The sequence below is a fragment of the Nocardia sp. NPDC050406 genome, from assembly GCF_044459025.1.
GTDB lineage: Bacteria > Actinomycetota > Actinomycetes > Mycobacteriales > Mycobacteriaceae > Nocardia.
The window spans coordinates 72311-91610 of sequence record NZ_JBITIM010000003.1; the positions used below are offsets into that span (position 1 = coordinate 72311).

The following is a 19300-nucleotide window of genomic DNA, read 5'->3' on the forward strand; positions in this document are numbered from 1 at the left end:
CGAAATCCGCCACGCGAGCGCGATTTCCGACCGCTGCGGCCTAACCACCCGCCCGCAGCAACCACCGCACCACCAGCCCCGCCACCAACGCCCAGAACGCCGCACCAACCCCCAGCAGCGTCACCCCGGAAGCCGCCACCAGAAACGTGAGCGCAGCAGCCGAACGGTGTTCGACAGGCGTGAGCGCCGCCGTCAACGCCGCCGCGAGGGTGGCGATCAGCGCAAGCCCCGCAACGGTTTCGAGCACGCCCTCGGGCGCGGCCGCCGCCAGGGTCACCAACGCTCCGGAGGCCAAGGCCAACAGCAGGTAGCAGCCACCCGCCGTGGCGGCCGCGATCCACCGGCGCTTCGGATCGGGGTGTGCCGCGGGAGCCGCCGCCAGGGCGGCGCTCACCGCCGCGAGGTTGATGGCATGCCCGCCTGCCGGGGCCCCGAGGATGGTGCCGAGACCGGTCACCGTCATGGCCGAGCGCCACGGCACCCGGTAGCCGAACGAGCTCATGACCGCCGTGCCCGGGATGTTCTGCGCCGCCATGGTGACGATGTACAGCGGAATGGCGACGCCGATCAGCGCCTGCCAACTCCAGTGCGGCATGGTCGGTTCGAGGCGCGGCACCATGGCGGAGAGCTCGACGTGGCGATGCGTCACGACGATATCGATCGCCGCGCCCGCGGCCGCCACCGCGAAGGCCGCGAGCACCGCCCACCGGGCCGCGAACCGTTGCAGCACAAGCCAGACGACGATCACCGGCACCACCACGGCCGGGCTCACGGTGAGCGCCTTCATGGGCGCCAGGCACAGCGGCAGCAGCACCCCGGCCAGCATGGCCTGCGCGATCTCCACCGGGATGGCGGCGATCAACGCACCGAGGCGCTGCCAGAAACCGGTCACCACGATGAGCACGCCGGTCACCACGAACGCCCCCACGGCCGCGGGCCACCCGCCGACCACCGCGCCGGTGCTCGCCAGGAGCGCCGCGCCGGGCGTCGACCAGGCCAGTGTGATCGGCATCCGATACCGCCGACTCAACAGCAGAATCCCCACACCCTGCGTGACGCAGACGGCCAGCAGCCCCGAAGCCGCCTGCGCCGAGGACGCCCCCATAGCGGTCAATCCGGCCAGCACCACCGCGAACGAGCTGGTGAATCCGACCAACGCCGTGACGATTCCGGCCCCGATCGGCTGGCCGATACCAACTGGCTTCTCCAGTCCAGTTGCGGCGGCGGTCTCGACGTCGACGGTGCTCATCGGGCCATCTTGACGCTCGACCAGTCCACTGGTCGCCATCCAATCCCCCGAAACTGGACTGAAATCGAGCGCTGAACACCGGCCGAAGCCCACAGTGGTTACCCGCCGTGCCCGCCTGTCCGAGCCAGACAAGCGCGGCGACAAACCCATGCCACGTGCCGAACCAAAGCTCTTTCCAACCGCTCGGCACAGCCAAGACGCGGCCGGTTTCAGCAGTCCGACGCGACAGACGGAGAGGTCCAGTCGACACACCAACCGAGGGGTGGCCGGTTCAGTCCTCAACCGAGCGGCAGACCGTTCGACGCCCGGCTACGCCACAGAGAAGCGTGCCGGTTCAGCCCTCGAGGGTGGCCTGGAAGCGACGCATCCCCGAGAGCCAGCGGTCGTAGTCGGAGCCCTTGTAGCGGTACATGTCGAGGACTTCGGGGTGCGGGAGGATGAGGAAACGTTCGTCGGCCACTCCGGCCAGGATGTCGGCGGCCACCTCGTCGGGAGTGAGGACCTTTCCCGCCGTGACGACGGCGCGAATGGCGGGTTCGGCGGCCGCCGCGGCGGTGGAGCTTTCGGTTCCGGCGCGCAGCAGGGCGGTGTCCACGCCCATCGGGCAGACGCAGCTGACACGGATTCCCTTGTCGCCGTAAGTAACCGAGAGCCATTCGGCGAACCCGACGGCAGCGTGTTTGGTCACCGCGTAGGGGGCCGAGCCGATTTGGGTGAGCAGCCCGGCCGCGGAGGCCGTCGAGATGAAATAGCCGGAACCGCGCTCCAGCCAGCCCGGGACCAGGATCTGCGCGGCGCGCACGTGGGCCATGACATTCACATCCAGCGCGGCCGCCCACTGCTCATCCGAGCCGTCCAGGCCGCGCGCGCCGAATATCCCGGCATTGGCGAAATACAGGTCCACCGGCCCGAATTCGGCTTCGGCGCGGGCCACCAAGCCGCGAATCACCTCGGCGTCCGATACGTCGCCAGCCTCGAAAACCGCACTCGCGCCCAATGATTCGGCGACCGCACGCACCGACGCCGCATCCAGATCGGCCAACACCACCCGCGCCCCGGCGGCCACCAGCCGCCCGGCGAGAGCCTCCCCGATCCCGGACCCAGCTCCGGTGACTATCGCTACCTTGCCCGCAACATCCATGAGGGCACCGTAACCGACACAACGGCACCCGAATCCAGCCTCGGCCCGCTATTCGGCCAGACCGTTGGACCCGGCCAACCGGTCCAACAGCGGCGCGATGCGCGGGCCGACCAGTTCCTGCATGACCAGGGCCATATTGGTCCGCTCCACCCCCGGAATCTTCAGGATTCGCCCCGTGATGCGATAGAGATCCTCGGCCTCGGTCGCCACCACGCGCACCATCAGATCGGTGGGCCCGGTCATTCCGCATACCTCGGTGACCTCGGGAATCTCGGCGAGTTCGGCCACCACGGCGTCGAGTTGATGCTGATCCACCACCACGGCGACGAACGCCGCCAGCGAATAGCCCAGTGCCCGGGGCTCCACCCGCCGTTCGAAGCTGGCGAGCACCCCGTTGGCCTCCCACCGCGCCAGTCTGGCCTGCACGGTATTGCGCGAGAGGCCCAGCCGCGCAGCCAGTTCCACACCCGTCGCGCGGGGGTTCGCGACCAGTTCGAGCAACAGGCGGGCATCGGTGGCGTCGAGTGACCCGCTCACAGGCTCCCTACTTGGCATGGGAAACAGTTTGCCATCCGCAATACCCGACGAACCGAACATTCTGCACAGTTGCCGCGTGGTGGCTTGCGCAATCCGCACGATCGTGGAGGCTGTGTGATACAGGACACGTACGCTGCGGAACGGGACACAATCCTCGACCGATGACGGTGTACACGGTGCTTCGAGGAGGCGATACCCATGCCCGACAAGAACACCTATCCGGTGCAGCTCGTACAGCCCGACGGCCGCCGTGTGCACGACCGGGTCCACGCGCCGCTGGTCGCGGATATCGACGGTGAGCGGTTGCGGGCGATGTACACCGATATGGTGGTCGCCCGCCGGATAGACACCGAGGCGACCGCATTGCAACGGCAGGGTCAGCTGGGACTGTGGCCGCCGCTGCTCGGGCAGGAGGCCGCGCAGATCGGCTCCGCGCACGCCCTGCACCCCGACGACTACGTGTTCTGCAGCTATCGCGAGGCGGGCGTCGCCTATGTGCGCGGGGTACCGCCGGAGCAGATGACGACGCTGTGGCGCGGTGTCGCCCACTCCTGCTGGGACGCCGACGCCGTCAAGATGACCAATCCCGCGATCGTGGTGGGCGCACAGGGGCTGCATGCCACCGGGTACGCCTACGCCGCGCACCTCGAGGGCGCGGAGATCGCCACCATCGCCTATTTCGGTGACGGCGCGACCAGTCAGGGCGATATCGCCGAGGCGCTCGGATTCGCCGCGGCCTGGGGCGCGCCCGTGGTGTTCTTCTGCCAGAACAACCATTGGGCGATCAGCGCGCCGGTGCGGGTGCAGAGCGCCACGCCGATCGCGCGCCGCGCCATCGGCTACGGCATGCCGAGTGTGCAGGTGGACGGCAACGACGCGCTCGCGGTCCTGGCGGTGACCCGCCAGGCGCTCGCGCACGCGCGCTCCGGCGGCGGGCCGTCGTTCATCGAGGCCATCACCTATCGCATGGGGCCGCACACCACCGCCGACGATCCGACGCGCTATCGCACCGCGGCGGAACTGGAGCTCTGGCAGCGCCGCGACCCGCTCGATCGAATGAAACTGCTGCTGGAGCGGGAAGGCTTGTGGGACAGCGCTTTCGAGCGGTCGGTCGCCGAGCGCGCGAACGATGTCGCCGGGCGGCTGCGCACCGCGACCATGACCATGCCCGATCCGGAGCCCATGGAGCTGTTCGACCACGTCTACGCCACTCCGCATCCGCTGATCGAGGAGGAGCGCCGCGAGTACGCCGCCTACCTGGAAGGAGTCCGGCCATGAAAACGACCTTCGCCGGGGCCATCAATATGGGCCTGCGCCGGGCGATCGAGGACGACCCGAAGGTCGTGCTCATGGGCGAGGACATCGGACGGCTGGGCGGCGTCTTCCGGGTCACCGACACCTTGCAGAAGGACTTCGGCAACAACCGGGTGATCGATACCCCGCTGGCCGAATCCGGCATTGTCGGAACGGCTTTCGGTATGGCGCTGCGCGGGCTGCGGCCGGTCTGCGAGATCCAGTTCGACGGATTCGTGTACCCGGCCTTCGACCAGATCGTGTGCCAGGTCGCCAAGATCCACTACCGGACGAAGGGAAAGGTGGTGGCTCCCCTCACCATTCGCATTCCGTTCGGCGGCGGTATCGGGTCGGTGGAGCATCACTCCGAGTCGCCGGAGGCGTACTTCGCGCACACCGCCGGGCTGCGGGTGGTGTCGCCGAGCACTCCGGCCGATGCGTATCTCATGATCCGACAGGCGATTTCGCTGGACGATCCGGTGATCTTCTTCGAGCCCAAGCGACGCTACTGGGACAAGGCCGACGTGGACTTCGACCGGCTCGACCGGGAAGCCGACCTGGCTCTGCACCAGGCGCGCGTCCGCGCCGAGGGCGCGGACGCCACCCTGGTCGCCTATGGCGGCACCGTGGCCACCGCGCTGACGGCGGCGGAGATCGCGGCGGCGGAAGGACATTCGCTCGAGGTGATCGATCTGCGTAGCCTCGCGCCGATCGACTACGACACCATCGAGGCGTCGGTGCGCAAGACCGGGCGGCTCATCGTGGTGCACGAAGCGCCCGTATCGGGCGGGCTCGGGGCGGAGATCGCGGCGCGCATCACCGAACGGTGCTTCTATCACCTGGAAGCGCCGGTCCTGCGGGTCGGCGGCTTCGACATCCCCTATCCCCCCGCTAAGCTCGAACGGCATCACCTGCCCGACCCCGACCGCATTCTCGCCGCGGTCGACCGCACGCTAGCCGCCTGACCGTACGTCCACGGAGGTTTGCCCGGTGGAAGATGAGCAGCAGGTCCTGGAGTTCCGTCTGCCCGACCTCGGTGAGGGCTTGACCGATGCCGAACTGGTGTCGTGGGCGGTCGCGGTCGGCGACCGCGTGGAACTGAACCAGACCATTGCCGAAGTGGAGACGGCGAAAGCGCAGGTGGCGCTGCCGAGTCCGTATGCCGGAACGGTGGTGGAGCTGCTGGCGCGCCCCGGGGACACGGTGCTCGTTGGAGCCCCGTTGATCCGGGTGGCGAGTGTCGAGCGGGCCGCGCCGGAGCGGCAGTCGGTGCTCGTGGGCTATGGGCCGGAGGGTGGGACCACTTCTCGTCGTGCTCGTGCCGCGGCGGCGAAAGCCGCTGCGGCACAGGCTGGTACGGCCGAAGCGAATCCCGATGCGCCCGCGCGGGAGGGAACTGCCGCACCCAGCACAGCCGCAGGGGTTTCGCACGGCACCGACCATCGCGTAGGCGATTCCGATTCGGCACGGCGTGGTGATTCCGGCGTCGGCAGTGAGGGATTCGCACGGGATGGCGCGGAGCAATCCGGGACGGATTCCAGCGTCGGCAGCGGAGGCTTCGCGCGAGGCGGCGCGGGACAAGCCGGGCCTGATTCCGGCATCGGCGGGGGCTTCGCGCGAGGCGGCACGGGACAAGCCGGGCCGGATTCCGGCATCGGCAGTGAGGGATTGGCACGGGACGGCGCGGGCCAGGCCGGGCGGGATGCCGGTTCGGCTGGACGGGTCGCCGCTATCCCCGCCGCGCGAAAGCTGGCGCGGGAGTTGGGGATCGAGCTGTCGGCGGTCGCGGGCACCGGCCCGGACGGGATCGTGATGGTCGAGGATGTGCGGCGGGCGGCGGGTAGCGCGTCGACGGAGGAGGCCGAACATCTGCCGATTCATATCGCGCCTCCGGTGCCCGCCATGCGACCGGAGGGCGGGGTGGCGCGGGCGACGCCCGCGGAGCGTGAAACGCGTACGCCCGTCAGCGGGATTCGCAAGCGCACCGCCGCCGCCATGGTGGCGAGCGCGCGGGATATCCCGCAGGCCAGCACCTTTGTGACCACGGATTTCACCGGCTCCATGGAGCTGCTGGACCATTTGCGCTCGACCTCCACCTTCGCGGGGCTGTCGCTGACACCGCTGGCCCTGATCGCCAAGGCGACGCTGGTGGCGCTGAGCGAATTCCCGGAGATCAACGCGGTGTGGGACGAAGCGAATCAGGAGATCGCCACCAAGCACTATGTGAACCTGGGCATCGCCGTGGCCACCGAACGGGGGCTGCTGGTACCGAATCTCAAAGAGGCGCAGACGCTCAGCCTGCGGGACCTGTGCCGGGAGATCGGTAGGCTCGCGGAGTCCGCGCGCGCCGGAACGGCCGCCGTCTCCGAGCTGACCGGCGGGACGTTCACCATCAGCAATGTGGGCGTGTTCGGCGTGGATACCGGTGTGCCACTGGTCAATCCGGGCGAAGCGGCCATCCTGTGCCTGGGCTCCATCCGCAAGAAGCCCTGGGTCCACCGCGACGAACTGGCCGTACGCTGGGTGACCACCCTGGGCCTCAGCTTCGACCACCGCCTCATCGACGGCGAACAGGCCGCGCGCTTCCTCGCGAGTATCGCTGCCCTCGTGGAGGATCCGCTCACCCTGCTCGGCAGGGTCTGAGCGGGCGACAGCCTCCCGGTCCAGTCGGGGCCGGTGCGTCGTCGCCCGCCCGCGAGCCCCGACGCACCGCGCCGGTAGGTGGCGGGGCGGGTCATCGCACCGCCCCGGTCCTGGTCAGGCGGGGGTGGACTCCGACTGGGCGTTGTTGGTGACCACCAGGGGTTCGGCGGCGGCACGGATGATCGGGGGGATGTCGATCGGCTGGCGAGTGACGTCGTCGACGTAGACGTGGACGAACGTACCGGTGGCCGCGATCTTCAGCTCATCGCCTGCCTCGCGGAAGATGGCGAGCTCGTAGCTGATGCTCGAATTGCCGAGGCGGGCAATGCGAATCCCGACCTGTAGCTGATCCGGGAAGCTCAGGGAGCCGAGGAATTTGCACGAGGTCTGCGCCACCACGCCGATGGCCGGTAGGTCCCGGATATCGGTGCCGGTCGCGTGCATGAGCCACGCGTTCACCGCGGTGTCGAAGTACGAGTAGTAGGTCACGTTGTTGACGTGCCCGTAGTGGTCGTTGTCCGCCCAGCGGGTCGGGACCGGCCACAGCACCGGGTAGTCCTGCTCCTGAGTCACGGGGGTGACGATAGCGGGGCATCGTGGGTGAGGGGTGGGGTGGTTGGCCTGAGCGGTCGCAAATCGAACCGAAGGGGCAAAATTCGGCACCTGGGTTCGGATTTCGACCGTTCAGGCTAATTCACGCCGACCTCTCCTGCCCCGCCCCCCGATGATCCCGCGGGCTCACCCCGTAATGCCTCTTGAAAGCAGTGCTCAAGGCGAACGCACTGCCATAGCCCACACGACGAGCAATCGCCTCCAAGGTGGCATCCGACTCGTGCAGCAGGTCCGCCGCCAGCGCCAAACGCCAATCGGTCAGGAACGCCATGGGAGGTTCACCCACCAACTCGGTGAACCGCCGCGCGAGGGCCGCCCTGGACACACCCACCTCGTTCGCCAAGGCGGCGACCGTCCACGCATGGGCCGGGTTGTGCTGCATGAGCCGCAACGCCTTGCCCACCAGGGGATCCGCATAGGCGTGGTACCAGGCCGGGGCGTCCGAACGCGAGAACCAGGCGCGTAAAGCCGCGATGGTCAGCAGGTCCAGCAGGCGGTCGAGCATGGCGCCCTGGGCCGGGAGGTCTTTCGCCGCCTCGTCGACGAGCAGGTCCAGGACGCGGGTGTCGAATTCGCCGTGGCCGAGGAGGGCGATCGGCGGCAGGGCGCGCAGCAGTCGGCGACCGGTCGCGGATTCCTGTTCGTAGGTGCCGGTGACCAGCACGGTTTCGGCGTCGGCGCTGGTGCCCCAGCTGCGGATGCCCAAACTCAGTGTCTCGCAGAGCACTTCGCCGTCCGGGGTGGTGGTGACCTGGCCGGGGTGGATGAGAACCTGCGGGGGCGTTTCGGGGTCGTCGGCGACCGTGTAGTGGTCCGGCCCGCGGAAGATGGCCACGTCGCCGGTGCGCAGTTGGCGCGGCGCGACGGGCTTGCCGCCCTTGGGGTCCGGGATGATCCATCCGCCGCCGCGCACCACGGCCACCACGGTGAGCGGGGCCTCGTCGCGAATTCGCAGCGACCACGGCGGGTCGAACGACGACCGCATGACGAACGCGCCCCGCGCCCGAGGTCCTTCGAGCAGGCTTGCCAACGCGTCCACATGAAGACGATGGCAAATGTGGGCGCGCTTCTCAACCATAGGCGATCACAACGAATCTCGCTGTACTCGATATATGCGAAACAACGACACCGGCACCAGCATCGACGCTGGTCATGGCCGCACCGCCGACGCCACCACGCCGGTCTCCAGTACCGCGACCGCTTCCGGCAGCACCCCGGTGCTCGGTGCCGGGCCGAACTCCGGCCCAGCTGCTTCCCACACCACGCACGCCTCTGCCACCGCCGCCGAACCGCCTCGCCGTCGTGGCCGTTTCGCCGGTCGAGGAACCTCCGGCGGCGGTGCTCATCTCGCCATTTCGGCTTCCACGAATGCTCCCGTCGCCGATCTATCCGGACCCGCGCCGGTCGACGGTTCCGGTCCAGACTCTGCCGCTGCTCCCAACACCCTGCCCGCCGCCACCACCACAGCGCGCAGGCTTATCGCAGCTGCACCCGTCAGCACCGCTCCTGTCTGTGGCTCTGCGGCCGAGTCGCGTATCGCCCAAGCGCATTCGGGCAGCACCATTCTGGTGCTCGGTGGCACCGGGAAGACCGGGCGGCGCGTGGTGGCTCGGCTGGTGGCGCTGGGAGTGTCGGTGCGGGTCGGGGCGCGAGGGGCGGATATTCCGTTCGATTGGGGTGATCGGTCGGGCTGGCGGGCCGTGTTGGGCGGGGTGGAGGCGGTGTATCTGGCGTATCAGCCGGATTTGGCGATGCCGGGTGCGCCGTCGGATATCAAGGCGTTCACGGCGGCAGCTCGGGCGGCGGGCGTGCGGCGGGTGGTGTTGCTGTCGGGGCGGGGGGAGCCGGAGGCGCGGGAGTGCGAGGGGATCGTGCTGGCGTCGCGGCTGGAGGTGACGATCGTGCGGAGCGCGTTCTTCGCGCAGAACTTCAGTGAGGGCGTATTTCTGGCGAGCGTCCTGGCCGGGGTGGTGGCATTGCCCAATGGCGATGTGCCCGAGCCGTTCGTGGATGCCGACGACATCGCCGAGGTGGCGGTTCGGGCGTTGACCGAGGATGGGCATGTCGGGCGGGTGTACGAGGTGACGGGGCCGCGGGCGCTGAGCTTCGCCGAGGCCGTCGGTGAGATCGCGGCGGCGACGGGGCGGGAGATCGCCTTCGCGGAGCTCTCGCGCACCGAGTTCATCGCCTCGCTGGCCTGCTCCGCGCTGCCCGGGGAGGTGGTGAGCCTGCTCGACTACCTGTTCGGCACGCTGTTCGACGGCCGTAATTCCGCCACCGCCGACGGGGTGCGGGAGGCCCTCGGACGTGCGCCCAAGGACTTTGCCGTATATGCGCGAGAAGCCGCCGAATCGGGGGTCTGGGGAGGCTCGGCGAGGCCGAAACTTGTCGGTGCCTCCGAATAGAATAGGAGTCAAACAGGTTGTACGGCACAGATTTCGGAAACTTCGCAGATCCGCCAAGGATGCCGGATTCGGCGAAGGTAACGAGGAGCTTCCGGGCTGACGGATCCGAAGCACGGTAGCGTCGAATCAATGGCTGCTTCGACGCCCGCTCCTCCCCTCCGAGCCGCACGCATCGCGGTGTTCGCGGTGTTCAGCCTGAACGGGTTGGCATCGGCCCTGTGGTTCGTGCACATCCCGGCCGTAACGGCGCGGACCGGGGTATCGCACGCCACGCTCGGCATGCTGCTGCTGCTCATGTCGGGCAGTGCCATCGTGAGCATGCAGGCGGCGGGGAAACTCACCGACCGATTCGGCAGTCGCGCGGTCACCACCGCCGCCGCGGCGCTCACCACCGTCGCCATCATCGGCCCCGCCTTCGCCACCGACACCCGCACCCTGGCCTTGGCGCTGATCGTCTACGGCCTCGGCTTCGGCGCACTCGACGTGGCCATGAACGCCCATGCGGTACAGGTCGAATCGCGCTACGGCCGCCCGATCATGTCGGCCTTCCACGCCCTCTTCTCCGGCGGCGCGCTGGCCGGGTCCCTCGCCGGAGCCGCGGCACAGCGGGCCGGATGGGACATCCGCACAACCATGATCGTCGCGGCGACCGCCGGGATCGGCGTCATCGCCCTGAGCGCGCCCCGGCTGCTACCGCCCGAAACCTCGGCCCGGCCGGATTCGACCGCACCGGCTGATGCCGCCTCGGCGACCATCGCGCAGGGACAACGAGATTCGGGGTCGCGGGAGCCACGAACCGCTGCGCCGCAGCCGTCTTCACCCGAGTACGAGTCGTCTACCGCCACGCCGCAACACCATTCGGCACCGTGCGAGGCGGAAGCCGAGGCCGAACTGGCGTTCGCGCATGCCGGATCGCGCGGAAGGCCGGTGGAGCGGCGGCTCGGCCGCGATACTCGAAAGGTGTTGGCGCTGGCCGCGATCGCCTTCGCGCTGCTGATGGCCGAAGGCGTGGTCGGCGACTGGAGCGCCCTGCAGATGCGCGAACGCGTGGGAGCCGACGCCGCCACCGCGGCCCTGGCCTTCGGCGCGTTCTCCACCACCATGACCTTGGGCCGCCTCGTCGCCGACCGCGTCAGCGGCCGCTTCGGCCCGGTCGCCGTGGTGCGCTGGGGCACCCTGCTCGCGGCCTTCGGATTCGCGCTGGTCGTGCTGTCGCCCTGGGCTCCGCTGACCCTGGCCGGATGGGCCCTCTGCGGCATCGGCCTCTCCGGCGGCGTCCCCCAAGTCTTCACCGCCGCGGGCAATCTCGGCACCAGCTCGGCCGCTACCGACATGTCACGCGTCTTCGGCTTCGGCTACGTCGGCCTGCTGGCGGGCCCGGTCATCATCGGCTGGCTCACCGAACTCATCCCCCTCACCGCCGCCATGCTGGTTCCCTTCGCCGCCATGCTGGTGTGCGCGTTCTACGCCCACGTCGTCGCCCCGACAAAGGCCCCACAGGAGCGCGCGGTCTGACCGTTGGCCCGAGAATGCCCATGGAACCGCTGGGCTGACCGCCACATTCTCGATCGTGCCGAAAGCGGCTACGCGCCGGATGAGCTGATGCCAAGCTGAGGTATGCGTGTTCTGTTCGGTGTCGCCGTTGTGAGTGCGGCCTGTGCCCTGGGCGTCGGTGTGCCCGCCCAGGCTGCGCCGTCCGGGGTTACCGGGCGGGTGATTTCGCAGATCACCGTGGGCGGAACGGATTACGTTCTGCGGGAGCTGACGATCGCGCCGGGCGGGAGCACCGGCTGGCATACGCACGACGGGGCGATCTACGGAGTGGTTCGCAGTGGGACGCTCACTCGGCACGATGCGCAGTGTCGGTTGATGGCGTCGGGTGGGGTCGGGTCGGGGTTCGTCGAGCCCGCGGGGGATGTGCACATCACACGGAATCTGAGCAGTGAGCCACTGGTGATGGTGGGCTTGCAGATTCAGCCGACGGGGAGCCCGGCGCAGCGCGGCGTGGACGACCCGGGGTGCGCGCTGGGCTGAGGTCAGGCTTGCTGGCGCTCGGCTTCCAGGCAGGCGCCGTGGACGGCGAAGTCGTCGATCATGCGGTGATTGAGCTCGGACAGCAGCGCCAGATCCTCGGAGGTCCAGTCCGCCAACGCTTCTCGCATCCAGCGGCGCTGCACCGAGCGAATGGCCTCGACGGCGGCGTGACCGGCCGCGGTGGGCTGCACGCGTTGGGCGCGACGGTCGTCGGGGTCGGCGACCCGCTCCACGTACCCGGTCCGCTCGAGCCGCTGCACCTGCCGGGTGACATGCGGGGCCTCCACATCCAGGCGCGCGGCGAGCTCCCCCAGCCGCATCGGCTCGTCGGCCTCGGCGAGTACGCGCAGCAGCGGCACGCTGGCGCGGTCGACCGTGATGCCACAGGCGGTGACGGCGCGGTCGTGGCGGCGGGCCCTGGTCAGCAGGTACGCGATGCGCGCCATGGCGCGCTCGAGTTCGACGATGTGAGCCGCGTCATCCAATTCGGAGGTGGCCCTGGAGGGAGGCATGTGGTTATCTTACGAAACCTTTTACTTAATTACCGTAAGTAATACAGAGGACTGCACCACATGACTACCACCGCCGCGGCCGCCGGGCCCACGACCGGCGACCGCCCCCAGGCGCATCTCGGCCTGACACTGCTCGCCCTGTGCGCCGCCGGACTGGTGGTCTCACTGCAGCAGACCGTCGTCATCCCGCTGCTGCCCCGCATGATCACGCAGCTGGACACCGACGTCTCCGGCGTCACCTGGCTGTTCACCGCGTCCCTGCTCACCGGCGCGGTCTCCACGCCGCTGCTGTCGCGCTTCGGCGATATGTACGGCAAGAAGCCGATGGTGCTGACCACCATGGGCCTGCTCGTCGTCGGCTCGATCATCTGCGCCTTCGCCGACTCGCTCGGCGTCTACATCATCGGCCGTGCGCTGCAAGGCACCTCGGCCGCCATGATCCCGCTCGCCATCGGCATCATCCGCGACACCTTCCCGCGCGAGCGCCTGGTCGGGGCGATCGGCGTGGTCTCGGGCACCATGGGCGTCGGCGGCACCGTCGGCCTGCTGGTCACCGGCCTCATCGCCGATCACACCCAGGATCCGCACCCGGTCTTCTGGTTGACCGCCGCGCTCGGCGTGGTCGCCGCCGTCCTGATTCAGGTGAGCGCCAAGAACAATGGCGTGCGCCACGGCGGCAAGCCCGACTACCTCGGCGCTGTCCTGCTGGCCGGATTGCTCATCTGTCTGCTGCTCGGCATCAGCCAGGGCCCGCGCTGGGGCTGGGCTTCCGGTTCGGTGCTCGGATTGTTCGCCGCCGCGGTCGTACTCACCGCGGTGTGGATCTTCGTCGAACTGAAGGTCGCACAGCCGCTGGTGCGACTGCCACTGCTGGTCGGTCCGCAGTCGCTGTCGGCGAACGTCGCCTCGGCGCTGCTCGGCTTCGCCATGTTCGGATCCTTCACGCTCATCTCGAATTTCATTCAGACGCCCGCGGACAAGGTCGGCTACGGCCTGTCCGGATCGGTGCTCGCCGTGGGTCTCTACGGCATTCCGAGCGCGGCGCTGATGACCTTCTTCTCCTTCCGCACCGGCCGGATCGCGGCCAAGATCGGACCGGCCTACACCCTCGCCATCGGCGCGGCGTTCGCCGGTGCGTCCATGGCGTGGCTGGCCATCTCCCACGACCACGGCTACGACATGGTGATCTCGCAGATCCTGCAGGGCACCGGATTCGGCATCGGCTACGCGGCGCTGGGCACCCTCGCGGTGCGGCACGTGCCCATGAGCGAGAGCGGAATCGCCTCCGGCATCAACTCTTTGGTCCGTACGGCGGGCGGCAGTATCGCGGGCGCGGTGACGGCCTCCATCCTGTCGGCGCATGTCATCGCCGGAACGCAGGTGCCGACCTTGAACGCCTATGTGGCCAGCTTCGCGATCCTGTCCATCGGCGCGTTCCTCACCGCGGCCGTCGCCCTCGGACATGGGTTGCGGCACAAGGGCGAGTGAGTCAGTCCAGGACGGTGACGTCCGCGCCGTCGACGATCACCGCGTCGTCATCGGTCAAGGCCCAGAACGGAATTCCGGCCGCACGGTAGTCCCGCGCCAGCTGTCGACTCAGGCCCTCCGGGTCGGTGGGCGAATCCAGGTGCGGGACTATGCGTTTGCCGACCAGGCCGAGTCCGTCCCACAGTGGTTCGATGCCACAGGCCGGGCGCACCTCGGCGGGATCGTCCACGGATTCCAGGCCATGCAGGTCGGGAGTCATGACGCAGGCGCCCGCGCTGTATCCCGCGTAGACGAAGGCGTCGGCGGCGAGCAGCCGGGGAATGACGAGATCGGCTCCACTGCGCGCGAATTGGGCGCGCAGCACGAAGGTGTTCCCGCCGCGCACCCACAGCATCGGGTATCCGGCGAGCACCTGCTCCAACTCCGCGGTGCGACCCACGTACTCGCGCAGATCCACCACCTCCGGCTGGAACCCCAAGCGCCGCAGGGGAACCAGGTCGCTGGTCACCGCGCTCTGCCACGCCGAGGGCCAGGCATCGCAGGCATTGGCGATCACCGCCACCCGCCCCGGCGTACCGACCAGGCCGAGCAGCCGATCGGAATGCGCGCCGAATCGGTAGGCGGACAGGAAGAGTCGCACGGGATCAAATGGTGAAGGCGAGGCTGCGGACCAGCCGGTCACCGAGCTCGGTATCGCCGCCGAGGGCGATCTCGTCGGCATGCGCCTCGGCGCTGGTCCGGCCACCGCGCAAGCGCGCGAAGAGTTCGGAGCCCATACCGATGACCACGGTGGCGGGGGCGTCGAGGCCCTCGACCAGCGTCGCCCGACCGCCCTCGACCACGACATGCAGTGTGTGCGGGGCGGATCCGCCGATCTCGAAGGTGACCCGGGTACCGTCCGGCGCACCCGCGCCCTTCACCACGGACTTGCCCAGCGTGGGTGTGAGCTCGGCGAAGGCGGCGGCACCGCGCACCCCGCCCTCGTCCACGGAAACCCGCAGGCCATCGGCGATATCGTGCTCGTGCATCCAGCAGTCGAACAGCCGAATCCGCATGAACCGACCGTAGGGCACCACGCCCACCGGCGACGGCACCGGCGCGGTCCACGCCGCCTCGTCCATCGCGGCCAGGACCTTCGACCGCCGGTCGGTGACGTCACGGAAGCGGGCCATCAGCTGCTGCCCGGACAGCGGCCGCAGCGATTCGATCCACTTCTCGTTCAGTTCGCCGATGGGATTTCGCACGTGGTCGAGTTCGGTCACCTCGACCTCGGGGGTCGGCTCGCCGAGCAGCATGGCCTCGGTGCCGGTGATGTGCGCGATCACATCGAACACGGTCCAGCCCGGCAGCGACGAGGCCGTGCGCCAGCCGGTGTCGTCCAACCCGTCCACCAGGCGGGCAAGCGCGTCCCACTGGTCGGACAGCAGGGCGATCGATTCCGCGCGGTCCGGCACGGTGTCGGTCATGCGTTGGTTTCCTTCTCCTCGGCGGCGAGCCGGTCCAGACCGGATCGCAGTGCGGCGGCGGTCGCTTCCTGGTCGTGCGGTCGGCGCAGCAGGAAGCCCTTGGCCAGGGTGAACATGTCGCCATTGGTGCGGGGCACGACGTGCAGGTGGACGTGATGCACCGTCTGGAAAGCGGCTTTACCGTCATTGATCAGCAGGTTCGCGCCGTGGATGCCGAGATCGCTGCGACGCATGGCCTTCGAGAGGCGATGGCCGAAGCCGAAGAGCCGCGCGCCCAGCGCCGGGCTCAACTCGTCCAGATCGGTGGCATGCCCTTTGGGAATGATCAGCGTGTGACCTCGGGTGATGGGCCGTATGTCGAGGAACGCCAGCAGGGTGTCGTCCTCGTGGATCTTGGTCGCGGGTGCGTCGCCCGCGACGATCCGGCAAAAGATACAGCCACTCACCCCGCCGAGATTACGGCGTAAAAGTGAGCCGCGACACCCCCGGGCGGGCGCGCGGGCGTCTCACCTGCTCGCACACCGCGAGGTAAGCACCCCTACCCGGCGGTGCGTACTTGTGGCGGCTGGCGCGACAACCGAATATGAGCGAGTCCCATTTGCCCAGGAAGGTGGGTTTGCACGGATATGGCGTGCGGCGTTCTCACCGCACTATGTGACAGCCATCTCCACTAAGCTCACCGCGAGCCGGGTACAGTTGCGAGAATTCTGTCGAACTTACTGCGGAGTAAGTTCCCGGACTCACCACGAGAAGGAAGTTTGACAAGTGGACACAACGCAGAGCGAGGTCAGCGGAACGCCCCGCAACGCTGATCAGGGCGCTCCGCGCGGGGCGCGCGTCGGCGTGGTTCGCGAGACGAACCCGGACGAACGACGTGTCGCGTTGGTGCCGAAGATCATTCCGTCCCTGCTGAAGCAGGGTGTGGAGGTGATCGTCGAGTCCGGTGCCGGTCTGGGCGCGCTCATTCCCGACGAGCTCTACACCCAGGCGGGTGCGACCATCGGGGATCCGTGGAGCGCCGAGGTGGTCGTCAAGGTCGCGCCGCCCAATGATTCCGAGATCGCCAAGCTCTCGGCCGGGCAGACGCTCATCGGCTTCCTCGCGCCGCGCAATGCCGACACCAAGATCGGCGCGCTGAAAGACGCTGGCGTACAAGCCTTCGCCGTGGAGGCCATCCCGCGCATCTCGCGCGCCCAGGTCATGGACGCGCTGTCCTCGCAGGCCAATGTCGCGGGCTACAAGGCCGTGCTGCTGGCCGCGTCGGAGTCCACCCGCTTCTTCCCCATGCTCACCACCGCCGCGGGCACCGTGAAGCCCGCGACCGTGCTGGTGCTCGGCGTCGGCGTGGCCGGACTCCAGTCCCTGGCCACCGCCAAGCGCCTCGGCGGGCGCACCACCGGCTACGACGTGCGGCCCGAGGTCGCCGACCAGGTGCGATCCGTGGGTGCGCAGTGGCTGGACCTGGGTATCGACGCCGCCGGTGAGGGCGGGTACGCCCGTGAGCTCACCGATGACGAGAAGGCCCAGCAGCAGCAGGCTTTGGAGAATGCCATCAAGGGCTTCGACGTGGTGATCACCACCGCGCTCGTCCCGGGGCGTCCCGCGCCGCGCCTGGTCACCGCCGCCGCCGTCGAGGGTATGAAGCCCGGTTCGGTGATCGTGGACCTGGCCGGTGAGACCGGCGGCAACTGCGAGCTGACCGAACCCGGCAAAACCGTTGTCAAGCACGGCGTCACCATCGCCTCGCCGCTGAATCTCCCGGCCACCATGCCGGAGCATGCCAGCGAGCTGTACTCCAAGAACATCTCCGCCCTGCTCGAACTGATGCTGAAAGACGGTGCGCTGGCACCCGATTTCTCCGATCAGGTGCTGGCGGACTCCTGCGTGACACGTGAGGTGGAAGCCTGATGTACACCGAACTGTTGGCGAATATCGCGATTCTGGTGCTCTCCGGATTCGTCGGCTTCGCCGTGATCTCCAAGGTTCCCAACACCCTGCACACCCCGCTGATGTCGGGCACCAACGCCATTCACGGCATTGTCGTGCTCGGCGCGCTGGTGGTGTTCGGCAAGGTCGAGCACCCCTCGGTGCTCATGCAGATCATCCTGTTCGTCGCCGTCGTGTTCGGCACCCTGAACGTCATCGGCGGCTTCGTCGTGACCGACCGGATGCTGGGCATGTTCAAGGGGAAAAAGCCTGCCGCGACCGAGGTTTCAGCGAAGGCGGGTAAGTAGCCATGGACAATCTCGTCAATATTCTCTACATCGTCGCCTTCGCGCTGTTCATCTACGGCCTGATGGGTCTCACCGGACCCAAGACGGCGGTGCGCGGCAACTGGATCGCCGCCATCGGCATGGTGATCGCCGTGGTGGCGACGCTCATCTCGATTCGCGATACCAGCAACTGGATCATCATCGTCGCCGGTCTCGTGGTCGGTGTGGTGCTGGGCGTGCCCCCGGCGCAGCGCACCAAGATGACCGCCATGCCGCAGCTGGTCGCGGCGTTCAACGGCGTCGGCGGTGGCACCGTGGCGCTGATCGCCTGGGCCGAATTCCTCGACACCACCGGGTTTTCCGCGTTCAAGCACGGTGAAGAGCCGACCGTGCACATCGTGATCGCCTCGCTGTTCGCGGCGATCATCGGTTCGGTGTCGTTCTGGGGTTCGCTCATCGCGTTCCTGAAGTTGCAGGAGACGCTGCCGGGTCGTCCGATCGGCATCGGCAAGCTGCAGCAGCCGCTGAATCTGCTGCTGCTCCTGGGTGCGGTCGCGGCCGCGGTGGTCATCGGTATCGGCGCGACCAACGAGGGCGTGTCCCAGCTGTGGATGATCGCCGTGCTGGTGCTGGCCGGAATCCTCGGGCTCATGGTCGTGCTGCCCATCGGCGGCGCGGATATGCCCGTGGTCATCTCGCTGCTCAACGCGCTCACCGGATTGTCCGCCGCCGCTGCGGGTCTGGCGCTCAACAACACCGCCATGATCGTGGCGGGCATGATCGTCGGCGCGTCCGGCACCATCCTCACCAACCTCATGGCCAAGGCCATGAACCGGTCCATCCCCGCCATTGTGGCGGGCGGATTCGGTGGTGGCGGAACGGCTCCCGGCGCGGGTGGCGGCGAGCAGAAGCAGGCCAAGGCCACCTCCGCGGCCGATGCCGCCATCCAGATGGCCTACGCCAACCAGGTCATCGTGGTGCCCGGCTACGGTATGGCCGTCGCCCAGGCCCAGCACGCGGTCAAGGAGATGGCGGCCCTGCTCGAGGCCAAGGGCGTCGAGGTCAAGTACGCCATTCATCCCGTCGCCGGTCGTATGCCCGGCCACATGAACGTGCTGCTGGCCGAGGCCGAGGTCTCCTACGACGCCATGAAGGAGATGGACGATATCAACGGCGAATTCGGCCGCACCGATGTCGCCCTGGTCATCGGCGCGAACGACGTCACCAACCCCGCCGCCCGGGAGGACTCCTCCTCCCCCATCTACGGCATGCCGGTCCTCAACGTCGACCAGGCCAAGTCGGTCATCGTCCTCAAGCGCTCGATGAACTCCGGCTTCGCGGGCATCGACAACCCGCTGTTCTACGCCGACACCACCTCCATGCTGTTCGGCGACGCCAAGAAGTCCGTCGGCGCCGTCACCGAGGAACTGAAGGCACTGTAGGACAACGTCTTACGCATGGGTCCGGCCCGTGCCCCTCCCGGGGCACGGGCCGTTCTCGTTTCCAGCCGACGCCCTCGAAGGCTCGACCGTCATTGCCACCTCGGCGCGAGGGCGGTTCAATCGAGGGTATGGCGAGCGAGGGGTGGCGCGATGGGTGGATTCGCGGTGGAGCCGGTTCCCGAGTCACTGAAATACGAAGATGGGCAATATCTTCCGGAGCGAGTGCGTAGGCGGGGGTGGTCGCCCAGCGCTCGGGGGGTTCGGG

Annotated in this window: 20 protein-coding genes; 10 read left to right on the forward strand and 10 right to left on the reverse strand. The window is 68.5% G+C overall.

Annotation, left to right across the window (positions count from 1 at the left end; all coding sequences use genetic code 11):
• Positions 1-40 precede the first annotated feature (40 nt).
• The 3 genes from ACIBH2_RS23905 to ACIBH2_RS23915 all read right to left on the reverse strand — a co-directional run bounded on the left by ACIBH2_RS23905 (position 41) and on the right by ACIBH2_RS23915 (position 2945).
• Positions 41-1249, reverse strand: coding sequence for a benzoate/H(+) symporter BenE family transporter (locus ACIBH2_RS23905; RefSeq protein ID WP_397121184.1), 1209 nt, complete (start codon positions 1247-1249; stop codon positions 41-43).
• Between the two features lie 334 nt (positions 1250-1583).
• Positions 1584-2390 carry an SDR family oxidoreductase gene (locus tag ACIBH2_RS23910; RefSeq protein WP_397121186.1) on the reverse strand — a complete coding sequence of 269 codons (807 nt, stop codon included), beginning with the start codon at positions 2388-2390 and terminating at the stop codon, positions 1584-1586.
• A 48-nt stretch (positions 2391-2438) separates the two neighbouring features.
• Positions 2439-2945: an Lrp/AsnC family transcriptional regulator gene (locus tag ACIBH2_RS23915; RefSeq protein WP_397121188.1), complete on the reverse strand. Its 507-nt coding sequence runs from the start codon at positions 2943-2945 to the stop codon at positions 2439-2441.
• 180 nt (positions 2946-3125) lie between these two features.
• Here ACIBH2_RS23915 and pdhA point away from each other — a divergent pair, with 180 nt between their 5' ends.
• The 3 genes from pdhA to ACIBH2_RS23930 are packed head-to-tail and all read left to right on the forward strand — an operon-like array spanning position 3126 to position 6863.
• Positions 3126-4205: a pyruvate dehydrogenase (acetyl-transferring) E1 component subunit alpha gene (gene pdhA / locus ACIBH2_RS23920; RefSeq protein WP_397121190.1), complete on the forward strand. Its 1080-nt coding sequence runs from the start codon at positions 3126-3128 to the stop codon at positions 4203-4205.
• Positions 4202-5185, forward strand: coding sequence for an alpha-ketoacid dehydrogenase subunit beta (locus ACIBH2_RS23925; RefSeq protein WP_397121192.1), 984 nt, complete (start codon positions 4202-4204; stop codon positions 5183-5185). Before pdhA ends, ACIBH2_RS23925 begins: the two co-directional genes overlap by 4 nt.
• A gap of 25 nt (positions 5186-5210) precedes the next feature.
• Positions 5211-6863 (forward strand): dihydrolipoamide acetyltransferase family protein, encoded by a 1653-nt coding sequence (locus tag ACIBH2_RS23930; RefSeq protein ID WP_397121194.1) that lies wholly within the window; start codon positions 5211-5213, stop codon positions 6861-6863.
• A 114-nt stretch (positions 6864-6977) separates the two neighbouring features.
• On the opposite strand, the gene ACIBH2_RS23935 is transcribed toward ACIBH2_RS23930, so the two are convergent.
• The 3 genes from ACIBH2_RS23935 to ACIBH2_RS23945 all read right to left on the reverse strand — a co-directional run bounded on the left by ACIBH2_RS23935 (position 6978) and on the right by ACIBH2_RS23945 (position 8754).
• Positions 6978-7436, reverse strand: coding sequence for an acyl-CoA thioesterase (locus ACIBH2_RS23935; RefSeq protein WP_397121196.1), 459 nt, complete (start codon positions 7434-7436; stop codon positions 6978-6980).
• Positions 7437-7557: 121 nt separating this feature from the next.
• A complete protein-coding gene (locus tag ACIBH2_RS23940; protein WP_397121198.1) occupies positions 7558-8514 on the reverse strand; it encodes a cupin domain-containing protein in 957 nt (318 codons plus the stop codon).
• A 111-nt stretch (positions 8515-8625) separates the two neighbouring features.
• On the reverse strand, positions 8626-8754 hold the full coding sequence (locus tag ACIBH2_RS23945) for a hypothetical protein (RefSeq protein WP_397123097.1): 129 nt from the start codon (positions 8752-8754) through the stop codon (positions 8626-8628).
• A gap of 286 nt (positions 8755-9040) precedes the next feature.
• Here ACIBH2_RS23945 and ACIBH2_RS23950 point away from each other — a divergent pair, with 286 nt between their 5' ends.
• From ACIBH2_RS23950 to ACIBH2_RS23960, 3 genes are all read left to right on the forward strand, one after another.
• A complete protein-coding gene (locus ACIBH2_RS23950; protein WP_397122966.1) occupies positions 9041-9880 on the forward strand; it encodes an NmrA family transcriptional regulator in 840 nt (279 codons plus the stop codon).
• A gap of 129 nt (positions 9881-10009) precedes the next feature.
• Positions 10010-11395: an MFS transporter gene (locus ACIBH2_RS23955; protein ID WP_397121200.1), complete on the forward strand. Its 1386-nt coding sequence runs from the start codon at positions 10010-10012 to the stop codon at positions 11393-11395.
• Between the two features lie 102 nt (positions 11396-11497).
• Positions 11498-11914 carry a cupin domain-containing protein gene (locus ACIBH2_RS23960; protein WP_397121202.1) on the forward strand — a complete coding sequence of 139 codons (417 nt, stop codon included), beginning with the start codon at positions 11498-11500 and terminating at the stop codon, positions 11912-11914.
• Positions 11915-11916: 2 nt separating this feature from the next.
• Here ACIBH2_RS23960 and ACIBH2_RS23965 read toward each other — a convergent pair whose 3' ends face one another.
• Positions 11917-12426, reverse strand: coding sequence for a MarR family winged helix-turn-helix transcriptional regulator (locus ACIBH2_RS23965; RefSeq protein WP_397121204.1), 510 nt, complete (start codon positions 12424-12426; stop codon positions 11917-11919).
• Positions 12427-12486: 60 nt separating this feature from the next.
• Between ACIBH2_RS23965 and ACIBH2_RS23970 the strand changes: the two genes are divergently transcribed.
• Entirely contained in the window at positions 12487-13914 is a 1428-nt protein-coding gene (locus tag ACIBH2_RS23970) for an MFS transporter (protein WP_397121206.1), read from the forward strand.
• Between the two features lies 1 nt (position 13915).
• Here the strand turns inward: ACIBH2_RS23970 and ACIBH2_RS23975 are convergent, their stop codons facing one another.
• The 3 genes from ACIBH2_RS23975 to ACIBH2_RS23985 are packed head-to-tail and all read right to left on the reverse strand — an operon-like array spanning position 13916 to position 15826.
• Positions 13916-14554: a Type 1 glutamine amidotransferase-like domain-containing protein gene (locus ACIBH2_RS23975; protein ID WP_397121208.1), complete on the reverse strand. Its 639-nt coding sequence runs from the start codon at positions 14552-14554 to the stop codon at positions 13916-13918.
• A gap of 4 nt (positions 14555-14558) precedes the next feature.
• On the reverse strand, positions 14559-15380 hold the full coding sequence (locus ACIBH2_RS23980; protein ID WP_397121210.1) for a maleylpyruvate isomerase family mycothiol-dependent enzyme: 822 nt from the start codon (positions 15378-15380) through the stop codon (positions 14559-14561).
• On the reverse strand, positions 15377-15826 hold the full coding sequence (locus ACIBH2_RS23985) for an HIT family protein (protein ID WP_397121212.1): 450 nt from the start codon (positions 15824-15826) through the stop codon (positions 15377-15379). Before ACIBH2_RS23985 ends, ACIBH2_RS23980 begins: the two co-directional genes overlap by 4 nt.
• 319 nt (positions 15827-16145) lie before the next feature.
• Here ACIBH2_RS23985 and ACIBH2_RS23990 point away from each other — a divergent pair, with 319 nt between their 5' ends.
• From ACIBH2_RS23990 to ACIBH2_RS24000, 3 genes are read left to right on the forward strand one after another with little or no spacing between them, the layout of a single operon-like run.
• A complete protein-coding gene (locus ACIBH2_RS23990; RefSeq protein WP_397121214.1) occupies positions 16146-17288 on the forward strand; it encodes a Re/Si-specific NAD(P)(+) transhydrogenase subunit alpha in 1143 nt (380 codons plus the stop codon).
• On the forward strand, positions 17288-17614 hold the full coding sequence (locus ACIBH2_RS23995) for an NAD(P) transhydrogenase subunit alpha (RefSeq protein WP_397121216.1): 327 nt from the start codon (positions 17288-17290) through the stop codon (positions 17612-17614). The genes ACIBH2_RS23990 and ACIBH2_RS23995 overlap by 1 nt, the downstream gene beginning before the upstream one ends.
• A 2-nt stretch (positions 17615-17616) precedes the next feature.
• Positions 17617-19035, forward strand: coding sequence for an NAD(P)(+) transhydrogenase (Re/Si-specific) subunit beta (locus ACIBH2_RS24000; RefSeq protein WP_397121218.1), 1419 nt, complete (start codon positions 17617-17619; stop codon positions 19033-19035).
• Positions 19036-19300 lie beyond the last annotated feature (265 nt).